Origin of the sequence: Streptomyces sp. NPDC088923, from assembly GCF_044749745.1 — a bacterium.
In the GTDB taxonomy this organism is placed as follows: Bacteria; Actinomycetota; Actinomycetes; order Streptomycetales; family Streptomycetaceae; genus Streptomyces.
Genome location: NZ_JBIVIO010000001.1, coordinates 39,864 through 52,403 on the forward strand (window position 1 = coordinate 39,864; position 12,540 = coordinate 52,403).

Below are 12,540 nucleotides of genomic sequence, written 5' to 3' on the forward strand. Positions count from 1 at the left end.
GTGTCGACCCAGTGGCGTCATGGATACGATGCGACCGGGTCCGGCGTTTCGGGTGTCGGTGAGCATCGCCGCGACTGCGGGCGGTTGACCGGAGCGTCGGCCCAAGGAAGTGAGGAACTGCCTTCATGGGGCGTCGCCTGGTACCTCTCACTCTGGACAACCTTGCCGATCTGCCGACGCCATGCCGCGAGTGCGTCTTCTGGGAACTCGACTCGGTACGTGGCGAGGAGGCCGTGGCCCAGGGCACCGCAGCGCAGGAGAAGGAGGCCTGGCTCTCCAGCGTTCTTCTGGAGTGGGGGTCCTGCGGCCGGCTCGTCTACGTGGACGACGTCCCTGCGGGGTTCGTGCTCTACGCACCTCCCGCTTACGTGCCCCGCTCCACGGCCTTCCCGACGAGCCCCGTGGGCCCGGACGCCGTACAGCTCATGACTGCCCGCATCCACCCGGGCTATCAAGGTCAGGGCCTGGGGCGGGTACTCGTGCAGACGGTCGCCAAGGATCTGTTGCGGCGCAACTTCAAAGCGATGGAAGCCTTCGGGGACACCCACGGGGCTTCCGCCTCCTGCCTCCTGCCCGCAGAGCATCTGCTCGCGGTGGGCTTCAAGACGGTACGAGCACACCCGACGAGGCCGCGACTACGCCTGGAGTTGCGGTCCACGGTCTCCTGGAAAGAAGACGTGGAACACGCGCTCGACAGGCTCCTCGGCGCGGTCCAGAAAGAGCCGACTCTGCGGCCGCTCTGACCCTCGATGTTTCACGTGAAACATCGGGGCCCATGTTTCACGTGAAACATGGGCCCCGATGTGGGCGTTCCCGCGTGCGAGCACGCCGCGTGGAACTCAGGCGGTCGGCGTCACGAAGGCATCGAGATCGCGCAGGATCGCGGCCTTCGGCTTCGCGCCGACGATCGTCTTCACGACCTCGCCGCCCTGGTAGACGTTGAGGGTCGGAATGGACATGACGCCGTACTTGGTCGCCGTCTCCTGATTGGCGTCGATGTCGAGCTTCACGATCTCGATCTGCTCGCCATACTCCTTGGCGATGGCCTCCAGGGACGGGGCGATCTGGCGGCAGGGGCCGCACCACTCGGCCCAGAAGTCGACGAGGACGGGCTTGTCGCTCTTGAGTACGACCTCTTCGAAGTCGGCGTCAGTGACGCTCTTCAGGTTGCCAGCCACAGTGGGCTCCTTCATTCCAACGGGGGGTGGGGTGGAGGGAACCGGGTCAGACGGCGGCCGTCTGCTCCGGAGCCGGGGTCTTCTCGGGCTCGGCGGTCTGCTCCGAGTCCGAGAGGGCGGCCAGGTAACGCTCGGCGTCGAGTGCGGCGGAGCAACCCGTGCCGGCAGCGGTGATGGCCTGCCGGTAGGTGTGGTCCACGACATCGCCCGCGCCGAAGACACCGGCCTGGTTGGTGTGGGTCGAGGGGGCCTGGACCTTGAGGTAGCCCTCGTCATCGAGGTCGAGCTGACCACGGAAGAGATCGGTCCGCGGGTCGTGCCCGATGGCGATGAAGAGGCCGGTGACGCCGAGCTCGCTCTGCTCGCCGGTCTTGAGGTTGCGCAGGGTCAGGTGGGAGAGCTTCTGATGGCCGTGGATCTCGGCCACCTCGCTGTCCCAGACGAAGGAGATCTTCGGGTCGGCGAAGGCACGCTCCTGCATCGCCTTCGAGGCGCGCAGGGTGTCCCGGCGGTGGACGATGGTGACGGACTTGGCGAAGCGCGAGAGGAAGGTCGCCTCCTCCATCGCGGTGTCGCCGCCGCCGATGACGGCGATGTCCTGGTCCTTGAAGAAGAAGCCGTCGCACGTCGCGCACCAGGAGACGCCGCGCCCGGACAGCTCGTCCTCGTGCGGCAGGCCGAGCTTGCGGTGCTGGGAGCCGGTGGTCACGATGACGGCCTTGGCGCGGTGCACGGTGCCCGTCGTGTCCGTCACGGCCTTGATCTCACCCGTGAGGTCGACGGAGACGATGTCGTCCGGAATCAGCTCAGCACCGAAGCGTTCGGCCTGGGCGCGCATGTTGTCCATGAGCTCCGGACCCAGGATGCCTTCCTGGAAACCGGGGAAGTTCTCGACCTCGGTCGTGTTCATCAGCGCACCGCCAGCCGTGACCGCGCCCTCGAAGACCAGCGGCTTGAGCGACGCGCGCGCGGTGTACAGGGCGGCCGTGTAACCGGCGGGGCCCGAGCCAATGATGATCACGTTTCGCACGTCACTCACGGCTTGCTTCCTCGTCTCTGCCGACTGCGTCCACTACTGAGGGAAGGGCTCTCGGCGCCTTCATCCCACCCAACCGATCCTACGGGCCGGACATTCCCGTCCGGCCCGTGGCTCACGGTCGCCAGGGGTACAGGGGCAACGGCAGCACCGCGGCCGGCGCGGATACGCGGAGGAGAGAGGCACCTCGGGGCCTCACCGCGGATAGGAGGAGGAGTGGAGTACTTCGCCCTTGGCCGCGGTGCGCAGTGTGGCGCAGGCGGCGTCCACGATGTACGCGGTGACCTGTGCGGTGTCGCGGGCATGGGGGAGCACGACGAGGTACGCCTCCCGGCCTCGGTACATCCCCTTCTCCACACCGAGGGCCGTCTCCTGGCGTCCTATCCCCTGTGTCACACACCGCGGCACCACAGGCGTGGCCGCGCGCAGGGGCGTCTCGATGCCCGTCTCGTTCTGCGGCCGCTGGGGACTCGCCGTGGCGCTGCTCGCGCTCCTCGGGCTGTTCGCCGAGGCATTCCCGTTGTCCTGGAGCAGCGCGCTCACTTCCTTCTTCAGCGGGCTGCCGGAGAAGACCAGGGACTGCTGGCTCTGCTGGGCGGAAGGAGTCCGCTCCTCCTCACCCGGCCCGAGCGAGGAAAGGAGCAGTGAGCCGGCTCCCAGCGCGAGCACGGTAGCCGTGCCGCCCCAGAACAGGCGGCGCCTCGATCGCTCCCTCGTCCCCGCCCGTCCGGGCCCGGAGGGGGCGGGCCGTGCGGGCGTGGGCCGGGTGCGACGTGATGTTTCACGTGAAACATCACGTGGCGGAGGCGGTGGCACGGAAGTGCGGCCAGTGGATGTTTCACGTGAAACATGGGCGTCGGGCGAGGACGCCGTGCCGGATGTTTCACGTGAAACATCGCTCCTGGCTCCGGCGCCCGCCCCGACGCATGTTTCACGTGAAACATCGGTCTCCTCCGCCACCGCGCGAAGCGCTGCGTCGATCCCCGCGCTCACGTCCACGGGCAGGGGCGGCGGTGCGGGGAGGGCCCCGAGCAGCATGCGGATCTCCGCCAGCGAGGAGTAGATCTCGGCACAGTCGGAGCAGTCCGTCAGGTGTTCGCGCAGCGCGGTGCTGTGCTGGGGCGGCAGAAGGTCTTCGGTGAGGTCGGCGAGTTCCTCCGGGGAGGGGTGCTCGGTCGGTTCTGTTCGCGTGGTCATGCTCGCCCACCTCCGTCCTGTGCCGTCGTGGGGTCCTGGGGATGTGCTTGCGGTGGGACGGGAGTGCCCCCCTCCTGGTTCCCCTTGAGGGACGCCTTTCGGCCGGACGGGGGGGCGGTCGCCGGAGGCGGCGGCCCGCTTGGCTCCTTGCGCGGGGCGGGGGGCCTCCCCGATCTCGTCGCCCCGGTGCGGAGATGCGTGAGCAGGGGCAGAAGACGGGCTCGGCCGCGGGCGCATCGGCTCTTGACGGTCCCCGGGGCCACGTCGAGGATGCGGGCGGCCTCGGCGACGGGATAGCCCTGCATGTCGACGAGGACGAGGGCGGCGCGCTGTTCGGCGGGGAGGGTGCGCAGGGCGGCGAGGAGTTCGCGGTGCAGATCGGCACGTTCGGCCGGAGCCTCGGCGGATTCCTCGGGGCGGAGCAGGTGTTCCAGGCGGACGGTGTCCTCGACGGGTGAGGTGTGCCGAGCCTCGGCCTTTCGCGCGCGGTCCAGGCAGGCGTTGACGGTGATGCGGTGGAGCCAGGTGGTCACCGCGGACCGGCCGCCGAAGGTGTGGGCGGCACGGTAGGCCGAGACGAAGGCGTCCTGAACGGCGTCGGCAGCGTCCTCGCGGTTGCCGAGGGTGCGCAGGGCGACGGCCCACAGTCGTTCGCGGTGGCGCCGCACGAGCTCGCCGAAGGCTTCGTGCTCGCCCGCGACGTGCCGGGCGAGCAGATCGTGGTCGCTGAGTTCCTGGTACCGGCCTTCGTCCACGCTGCCCTCCCCCGGCGGACGTCGCCTCGAACCTAGCCCATGAACGTCACATCGGTAATGGCTTGCTTGTATCCGGCGCCGCTGTAGCCGTCCTTGGCCGCGTACGGCATGGCGGTGATCCACATGACGACGTACCGGGCCTTCACGGGCTTGTCGGCCTTGATGGTGAGCTTGGAGCCGCTGGTGGTGTTGTCCGCGATCTTCTTCATCCCGGAGAGCGGGGCGGAGGAGGAGAGCGAGTCGGCGGCGTAGAGCGTCACGGTCGTGTGATCACCCGGGTACAGCATGTCTATCGTCGCCGTGGAGAGGTTTTTCTCAGCCCCGAGGTCGTAGGTGATGCCCACGCCCTTCTTGAAGGCCGGGTTCATGTCCGGGCCGTCCTCGTAGGACTTGGTGCGCCAGTAGCTGTCGCTCTTGCCGTCGTAGGTGAGCGGCACCTGGTCGGTGTGCTGCGGGGTGCCGTCCGGGTAGTACTCGACCGCGTCCTTGACGGGGAGCTGCTTGGGGGCGGGGGCGGCCTTCTTGCCGGAGCCCTTCTCGATCGTCGATTCGCTCTGCGGCTTCTCGGGACTCTTGTCGAGGAACGTGTCCGCGAGCTGCCAGCTACCGAGGCCGAGGGCGGCGATGAGCAGCGCGGACACGCCCCACTTGAGCGCGCGCCCGGTGCGCCCCTGGAGCGGGGGCGGCGGGGCGGGCGGTGCCTGGGGCGGTGTGGGGCCCGCGGGCGGACGGCCGTAGGGGTTCTGCGGGAAGGCGGGAGCCTGGTACTCGGGCGGAGCGGTGTACGCCGGCTCGGGCGGGCGGATGCGGGGCAGTTCGTCGACCGCGGCGGCGAGCTCTGCGGGCGTGGTGCAGGGCGGCTCCTGCCGCGAGGCCGTGGCGCCCTCGTTGGCGAGCGCGCGCACGGCCAGCTCTGACAGTCCCCGGTGGACCCCGGCACGTACCTGGTCGGGCGGGAGCACGCCGACGCCCTTGGGCAACCCCGAGAGGCCGTACGCGTCGTCCTCGTACGGCCAGCGCTGCGTGAGGGAGGCGTACAGGAGGGCGCCGATGGCCTCGGTGTCGGTGCGGCCGGGGTCCTCGCTCGTGACGCCGCGCAGCGCGGCGTTCACGGCGAGCCCGCGGATGCGGTACTGGCCGCTCGACGTGCGGAGGACGGAGCCCGGATTGAGCCGGAGGTGGGAGAGCCCGGCCCGGTGGGCCGCCGCCATCGCCTGCGAGACGTGGCAGACCATCTCGTACGCCTCATGTGCCTCAAGCGGTCCGGTGGCGAGGAGCGTGGTCAGCTCGGTGGCGTCGGGGAGCCACTCGTGGACGACGTAGACGAGGTCGTTGTCCTCGACGGCGTCCAGGACCTGCACGAAGCGCGGGTCGGTGAGGAGCGCCGTGGAGCGGGCCGCCGCGAGGACCTCGCGGGCACGGGGGTGGTCGCTGGGCAGGAGGTGGACGCCGACGGCACGGCGGAGTTTCTCGTCCACGGCACGCCAGCTGCTGAAGCCGTCGAGCCGGGTGAGGCACTCCTCCAGGCGGTAGCGTCTGGCCAGCTTGTGGCCGCTGTGCAGCTCGGGAGGCGCGGCGGCGGGCTCCGCCTCGGCCTTCTGGACGGGCTCCGCCTCGGCCTTCCGGGCGGGCTCCGCCTCGGCCTTCCGGGCGGGCTCCGCCTCGGCCTTCCGGGCGGGCTCCGCCTCGCCCTTGGCTTCCTCGCTGTGCTCTGTGTCCTCGTGCTCGGTGGCCCGCTCGGGGGCACCGGCCTTCGCGTCGGCCGTGGCCTGCTCCGCCTGAGCGGTCTGCGGTTCCTCACCGCTCTCCCGGGCCACGTCGACGGCAGACGTGCTGCGTTCCGCCACCGTCGTCCCTGCCTCCCCATCCGTTGCGCGCCTGTTGTGGCGCCGAACCAATTGTGCCCACGGACCGACGTAATGCACGACACGCGGCGAGCGCCGAGGGTTGTGCCCGTTTAGCGGCCGAGCCGTCCGCGCACCATACCGATCATGGAGTTGAGCTCTGCGATCCGCATCCTCCGAGCTGCCACGTAGAAGACCCCGAGCAGGGCGATTCCGCCCACGACCAGGGAGACCAGCGCGCCGCCCGCCCCGTTGCCCAGCGCCTTGAGAAGGGCGTAGGCGAGGCCGCCGCCGACGAGGGCGGCCGGGATCGACGCGCCGATGAGCCGCGCGTAGGTCCGTACGACGTGCGCTCCGTCGAGATCGCCGCCCAGCCGCTTGCGCAGCCGTCGCCAGGCGATGCCCACGCCGACGACGTAGGCGAGCCCGTAGGAGCCAGCCATCCCCGCGACCGCCCACCGGGCGGGGAGGACGAGGAAGCACAAGCCGGAGGCCGCCGCGTTGGTCACGGCGACGATCACGGTGTTGTAGAAGGGGGTGCGGGTGTCCTCGTACGCGTAGAAACCGCGCAGGACGACGTACTGCACCGAGTACGGGATGAGACCGAGGCCGAAGGCCATCAGGACGAAGCCGATGCCGCGCGCGCCCTCACTGCCCGAGCCCGCGTAGAGCAGCAGTGTGGTCGGCACGCCGAGGGCGAGGAACGCGAAGGCGCACGGCACGATCGCGACGGCGGAGGTGCGCAGCCCGTACGAGATGTCCTCACGGACCGCCGCGGCGTCGCCGTCCGCCGCGGCGCGCGAGATGCGCGGCAGGACGGCGGTCATGACCGAGACCGTGATGATCGCCTGCGGCATCTGCCAGAGCAGCAGCGCGTAGTTGTACGCGGTGATGCCGGTGCCGGTGACGCCGTGCTTCTCGGCGGCGTGCCCGGCGGCGGTCGCGAGCTGGGTGACGACGACCATGCCGAGCTGGTTGGCGAGGACGAAGAGGAAGGTCCACTTGGCGAGGCCGATCGCCTTGCCGAGGCCGTGGCCGCGCCAGTCGAAGCGCAGCCGCAGCTTGAAGCCGGCGTCGCGCAGGTAAGGGACCATCGCGAGCGCCTGCACGACGAGGCCGAGCAGGGTGCCGATGCCGAGGAGCCGGACCCCGTCCGGGGTGACGTTCCCCGCGCTGACTCCGGAGGACGTGTAGCCGCCGAAGACCCAGATGAACGCGCCGAACGTGGCGATGATGACGATGTTGTTGAGGACCGGGGTCCACATCATGGCGCCGAAGCGGCCCCGCGCGTTGAGGATCTGCCCGAGGACGACGTGGATGCCCATGAAGAACATCGTCGGCAGGCAGTAGCGGGCGAATTCGATCGCCACCGCGCGCTGCGCCGGGTCGTTGGCGATCTCCGTCGACATGAGCCGGATGAAGAGGGGCGCCGCCAGGACGCAGACGAGGGTGACCGCGGCCATGAGCGAGACGACGAGGGTCAGAAGCCGGTTGGCGTAGGCCTCGCCGCCGTCGTCGTCGTTCTTCATCGCGCGGACGAGCTGCGGGATGAAGACGGCGTTGAGGGCGCCGCCGCCGACGAGGACGTAGATCATCGTCGGCAGGGTGTTGGCGACCTGGTAGGTGTCGTTGAGCGTGCCGACGCCGATCGCGCCGGCGACGACGAGGGTGCGCAGGAAGCCGGTGATGCGGGACACGATCGTGCCCGCGGCCATGAGCGCGCTGGACTTCAGCAGGCTCGTGGCGCGGTTGGCCTTGGCGGGCGCGGCGGCGGGTGCCTCGGGCTCCGGTTCCGGCACCGGTGGCTGTGCTGCCGGTGCGCTGTTGCCCTGCTGGTCGCGGTAGAGGTGGGCGAAGGCGTTCTGCTCCTCGCCGGGGCGCCCGCCGATGATGCGGTCGACGCCGACGAACTTCGTCGTCCGAGGATCGTCCCCGTACGGCAGGCGCTGCGAGGGGCCTTCGGGCTCGGGGGCGGGCGTCCGCGCCCACAGACGGGGGTCGGGGCCTTGGGGAGCGGGGGGCGGGGGGCTGTGGAGCGGGCCGTTCTCCTGGTAGGTGCCGGGCGGTGGCGGGGGGTGCGCCGCACGGTCGTAGTACGCCTCGGTGACGGGGTCCTGGGCGTAGGGGTTCTGGCCGCTGTAGGGGTCCTGCTGGTACGCGTCCTGGAGGTAGGCGTCCTGCGGATGCGGAGGCTGGGCGGCCTGCCGCGGCGGCGGGTACTGCTGGGGGGCTGACCCGGGGTACGGCTGTGCCGGGCCGGGCTGCGCGGCGGGGTCGTCCTGCCCCGGCGGCTGCTGCCCTTCCGGGGCGGGGCCGCTCGCGCCCTGCCCGCGGTCACCGTCGTACGGCGCGTTCATGGTCTACCCCACCTCATCGTCCCCTGGCCCGGGAGCCACGACATTGCTCAACGGTCCACTCTCTCACCCGTACCGGAGCCCTCGATGTTTTCGCTTCCGGTGTCGGGGCCCGCCGAGGAGCCCTCCGCGGGGTTCTCCGCGGGGGGCCGCGGGGCGTCCGTGGCGGGGTCCTGCGGCGTGTCCTCGTCCGCCGGGGCGGGGCCGCCGTTCCCGGGGCCCTGAGGGCCGGGGGCGGTGTCGCCGCCGCCGGTGCCGTCCTCGTGCGCGCGGCGCTTGCGCTGGGTGTACATCCGGAGCCCCGCGAGGACGAGGAGCAGGACACCACCGGCGATGATCAGCATGACGGTCGAGGTGACCTCGGTGGCGTCCACACTGAACTCGACGGGCTGGCCGTAGGGCCGGTTGTCGTCGGTGACGAGTTGTGCCTGCACCTGCACGGGTCCGTTGGCGTTGATCGTCGTGTCGAACTTCACCGTCTGGCTGTGCCCGGCGCCGATCTTGATCGCGCGTTCCTCCCAGGGGCCCTCGCCGATCTTGAGGCGGGTGGGCTTGGTGGAGGTGAGCCGTACCTTGAGGTGGCCCGCGTCCTGGAGCAGGTTGTTCTGGACCGTGACCGGGATGGTGGCGCTGTGGCCCGAGAGCTTCGCGTCCGTCTTCGGGATGAGGCGCACCTGGCGGACGAGCGAGTCGAGGTAGCTGCGTACGTCCGTGCGGTACGTGGCCGCCTGACCGGCCCGGCCGCGCCACGAGGTGGCGACGGCGCGGTCCATGGCGAGACCGAAGGGCGTGATGACGCGCTCGGGGCTCTGGAGGATCTCCTGGAAGCTGTCGAGCCCCTTCTGCGTGGTGTGCAGCGAGGTGAAGGCGGCGGTGGGCAGTTCCTGCTTGCGCAGCGACTTCGGGTACGCGGAGCGCGCGGGTACTCGGGTGTTCGCCTGCGGGTCGGCCTTGGTCTTCGCCGCGTCGTCGAGTTCCTGGGAGAGCGACCAGCGCCCGCCCTGGAGGGCGCGCACCGCGGTCGCCATCGCCTCGGCCTGGGCCGTCGTGGGCATGCGCTGCGGTGCGACCACGACCGTGCGCTGCTTCTGCTCGTCCTGGCGGGTGAGGGCCAGGCTCTGGGCGAGGAAGCGCTGCACCGCGAGCGTGGCGCTCTGCGGCGAGTCCATGGAGCCCTCGAAGGCGGTGGAGAGGCGGGTGTCGGTGACGATCGCCGTGACACCGCCGCCGATGGGCCGGGCGGCGGAGGGCGTGTACAGGAGACTGTCGGGCTCGCTCAGGCTGTCGCCGCGGCTGATGACCTTCGTCGCTCCGGCCGAGGTGGCCACGTCGACGATCGAGCGGTCGATGGCTCCGTCCACGGGCCAGGCGTAGTCCGTGCTCACCTTGAGGTCGAGATCGGCGTCGGGGATCGACAGGGTGGTGCTCCGGCCGATGTCCGTGGCGGTCTTGAGCCGGGCGAGGGTCGTGGGGATCTTGGCGCCGTTGTGCGCGATCGAGGCGAGGTCGGGGTCGCCGTAGGGCAGGGCGACGACGGACTGCCCGGTCAGGGCCTTGCCGAGCGCGTTGAGCCAGTTGGTGGCGGCGTCCTGGTTCTTCTTGGGCCCCGCGACGGTCTTGCCGTCCTTGGCGGCGAGCCGGTAGCCGTTGGCCATGTCGGAGACGGTGTTGACGAGGTCGGGGTCGATCACCCAGGTGACGTCGAGGCTCTTGCCGAGCGACACCATCCGGTCGAGACGGCCGCCGGGAAGGATCTCCTTCGCCAGGTCGTCGTTCTCGAAGACGTTGTTCTGGTCGTCGTCGCCACCGCCCACGGTGCGGGCGCCGATGTGCGCGGTCGAGATGAGCGGCCACAGGACGGTCGTCCGGGACTGGCGGGCGGTGGGCTCCGGCTGCCAGGGCAGGTACGTGCGCTCGATCCCGAGGACCTGCTCCTGCCACGGCACGCTGCTGGTGCGGCCGTCGAAGGAGACGCCGATCTGGTAGACGCCGTCGGCGCCGAGCTGGAGGTCCTTGACCGGTACGGAGAGGGTGAAGGACTCCTTCTCCTTGGGCTTCAGCTTGTCGACCTGGTGGTCGTACTTGTCGGCGATCTCGTTGCCGTCGAGCCCGGGGGTGTATCCGGAGCGCTTGTCGGCGATGTCGATCGCGCTGCGGCTGCCGAGCAGCTGCCCGACACGCAGGGCGACGTGCGCCTCGGTGATGGTCTGCTTGCTGCGGTTGGTGAGTGTCCCGGTCACCGTGACGGTGTCCCCGGCCTCGGGTGCCTCGGGCGTCAGCCCGGTGAGCTGGATGTCGACCGTACGGGAGCCCGTGGGCTCGGCGGCGGCGGGCTGTCGCGGGGTGTCCGCCTGGGCGGGCGTGAGGTGGGCGAGGAGCCCGAGAAGGGGTACCGCCGCCGTGACCGCCATCACTCGTCGCAGCCGTCGCCGGGCAGGGGAGGGGCAGGGGGTTCGATGGGTAACTGCCGCCTCGGCCACGCGCTCGCCCGTCCTCGTCGTCGTCAGTGGTCGGTGGTTGTCGCTTGATGCGTCCACGCATGGTAACGAGGCCGGCTGGGCCGAAGTGCCGCGGAGTGGGCTGGGCGATCTTGTGAAGGCCGCGGGCCGGCGCTCCGGCGCGATTCGGAGGGGGAGGCGGGGCCACGTACCCTCTCCTGTTGTGCCGAACGCCAACCATGACCCCAGCAGTGCACTGAGCCAGGTGCAGCAGCGCGCGGTGAGCGAGCTGTTGCGTGTCTCGCCCGTCGCGGACGAACTCGCCCGTCGTTTCGAGGAGGCCGGTTTCACGCTGGCGCTGGTCGGGGGTTCGGTACGGGATGCCTTGCTCGGCAGGCTGGGCAACGACCTCGACTTCACCACCGATGCTCGTCCCGAGGACGTGCTCGCGCTCGTACGGCCCTGGGCGGACGCGGTGTGGGAGGTGGGCATCGCCTTCGGCACGGTCGGCTGCCAGAAGGCGGCGCGCGTCGGTGAGGAGGAGCAGAGCTTCCAGATCGAGGTCACGACGTACCGCTCCGAGGCGTACGACCGCGGTTCCCGCAAACCGCAGGTCTCCTACGGCGACTCGATCGAGGAAGACCTCGTCCGGCGGGACTTCACCGTCAACGCGATGGCGGTGTTCCTGCCCGAGAAGCGGTTCGTGGACCCGCACGGCGGTCTGGGTGATCTCGCCGCCAAGGTGCTGCGGACGCCGGGCACCCCCGAGGCGTCCTTCTCGGATGATCCGCTGCGGATGCTGCGTGCGGCGCGCTTCGCCGCGCAACTCGACTTCGAGGTGGCTCCCGAGGTGGTCGCCGCGATGACGGCGATGGCCGAGCGCATCGACATCGTCTCGGCGGAACGAGTCCAGGGCGAGCTGAACAAGCTGCTGCTCTCGGCCCATCCCGTGAAGGGGCTGCGGCTCCTCGTCGACACCGGGCTCGCCGAGCGAGTGCTTCCCGAGCTGCCCGCCCTGCGCTTGGAGAGCGACGAGCACCACCGTCACAAGGACGTCTACGAGCACTCGCTCACCGTGCTGGAGCAGGCGATCGACCTGGAGGAGGACGGCCCCGACCTCACGCTGCGCATCGCCGCCCTCCTCCACGACATCGGCAAGCCGAAGACGCGCCGCTTCGAGGGCGACGGCCGGGTCTCCTTCCACCACCACGAGATCGTGGGCGCCAAACTCGTCAAGAAGCGGCTCGCGGCGCTCAAGTACTCGAACGAGCTGATCCGGGACGTCTCCCGCCTCGTCGAGCTGCACCTGCGCTTCCACGGCTACGGGACCGGGGAGTGGACCGATTCCGCGGTACGGCGGTACGTGCGTGACGCGGGCCCGTTGCTCACGCGCCTCCACAAGCTCACCCGTTCCGACTGCACGACGCGCAACAAGCGCAAGGCCAACGCCCTGGCCCGGGCCTACGACGGCTTGGAACAGCGGATCGAGGAATTGCAGGAGCAGGAGGAGCTGGACGCGATCCGGCCCGATCTCGACGGCAACGAGATCATGGCGCTCCTCGACGTCTCCCCCGGCCCCGTGATCGGCAAGGCGTACGCCTTCCTCCTCGATCTGCGCATGGAGAAGGGGCCCCTCGGCAAGGAGGCGGCCGGCGAGGCGCTCAAGGAGTGGTGGAACGCCCAGCAGCAGTGAGTACGCGAGTGGTCGCGCAATGTTCCACGTGAAACATCGGGGAGC

The 12,540-nt window shown here is 70.4% G+C and carries 9 protein-coding genes; 2 read left to right on the plus strand and 7 right to left on the minus strand.

Annotated features, from left to right (window positions below; all coding sequences use genetic code 11):
• The first annotated feature begins 125 nt into the window (after window positions 1–125).
• Window positions 126–743 (plus strand): GNAT family N-acetyltransferase, encoded by a 618-nt coding sequence (locus ACIP4O_RS00175; RefSeq protein WP_401569592.1) that lies wholly within the window; start codon window positions 126–128, stop codon window positions 741–743.
• Window positions 744–839: 96 nt separating this feature from the next.
• Here ACIP4O_RS00175 and trxA read toward each other — a convergent pair whose 3' ends face one another.
• The 7 genes from trxA to ACIP4O_RS00210 all read right to left on the minus strand — a co-directional run bounded on the left by trxA (window position 840) and on the right by ACIP4O_RS00210 (window position 10,775).
• On the minus strand, window positions 840–1,178 hold the full coding sequence (trxA, locus tag ACIP4O_RS00180; RefSeq protein ID WP_007824528.1) for a thioredoxin: 339 nt from the start codon (window positions 1,176–1,178) through the stop codon (window positions 840–842).
• 46 nt (window positions 1,179–1,224) lie between these two features.
• Complete coding sequence (gene trxB, locus ACIP4O_RS00185) at window positions 1,225–2,217, minus strand: thioredoxin-disulfide reductase (protein ID WP_401569594.1); 993 nt, start codon at window positions 2,215–2,217, stop codon at window positions 1,225–1,227.
• Window positions 2,218–2,409: 192 nt separating this feature from the next.
• Entirely contained in the window at window positions 2,410–2,883 is a 474-nt protein-coding gene (locus tag ACIP4O_RS00190) for a hypothetical protein (RefSeq protein WP_401569597.1), read from the minus strand.
• 524 nt (window positions 2,884–3,407) lie between these two features.
• Window positions 3,408–4,166 (minus strand): RNA polymerase sigma factor SigM, encoded by a 759-nt coding sequence (gene sigM / locus ACIP4O_RS00195; RefSeq protein WP_401569599.1) that lies wholly within the window; start codon window positions 4,164–4,166, stop codon window positions 3,408–3,410.
• Window positions 4,167–4,198: 32 nt separating this feature from the next.
• Window positions 4,199–6,013: a serine/threonine protein kinase gene (locus ACIP4O_RS00200; RefSeq protein WP_401569602.1), complete on the minus strand. Its 1,815-nt coding sequence runs from the start codon at window positions 6,011–6,013 to the stop codon at window positions 4,199–4,201.
• A 110-nt stretch (window positions 6,014–6,123) separates the two neighbouring features.
• Window positions 6,124–8,367, minus strand: a complete 2,244-nt coding sequence (gene murJ / locus ACIP4O_RS00205; protein WP_401569605.1) for a murein biosynthesis integral membrane protein MurJ — start codon at window positions 8,365–8,367, stop codon at window positions 6,124–6,126.
• A gap of 47 nt (window positions 8,368–8,414) precedes the next feature.
• Complete coding sequence (locus ACIP4O_RS00210; RefSeq protein WP_401569608.1) at window positions 8,415–10,775, minus strand: DUF6049 family protein; 2,361 nt, start codon at window positions 10,773–10,775, stop codon at window positions 8,415–8,417.
• Between the two features lie 250 nt (window positions 10,776–11,025).
• On the opposite strand from ACIP4O_RS00210, the gene ACIP4O_RS00215 reads away from it, so the two are divergent.
• Window positions 11,026–12,495 (plus strand): CCA tRNA nucleotidyltransferase, encoded by a 1,470-nt coding sequence (locus tag ACIP4O_RS00215; RefSeq protein WP_401569611.1) that lies wholly within the window; start codon window positions 11,026–11,028, stop codon window positions 12,493–12,495.
• The last annotated feature ends 45 nt before the right edge of the window (window positions 12,496–12,540 follow it).

Excerpts from the sequence above, each read along its gene's own strand:
- murJ (WP_401569605.1), bottom strand. The coding sequence starts at position 8,367 with ATGAACGCGCCGTACGACGGTGACCGCGGGCAGGGCGCGAGCGGCCCC.
- ACIP4O_RS00175 (WP_401569592.1), top strand. The coding sequence starts at position 126 with ATGGGGCGTCGCCTGGTACCTCTCACTCTGGACAACCTTGCCGATCTG.
- ACIP4O_RS00210 (WP_401569608.1), bottom strand. The coding sequence starts at position 10,775 with ATGGCGGTCACGGCGGCGGTACCCCTTCTCGGGCTCCTCGCCCACCTC.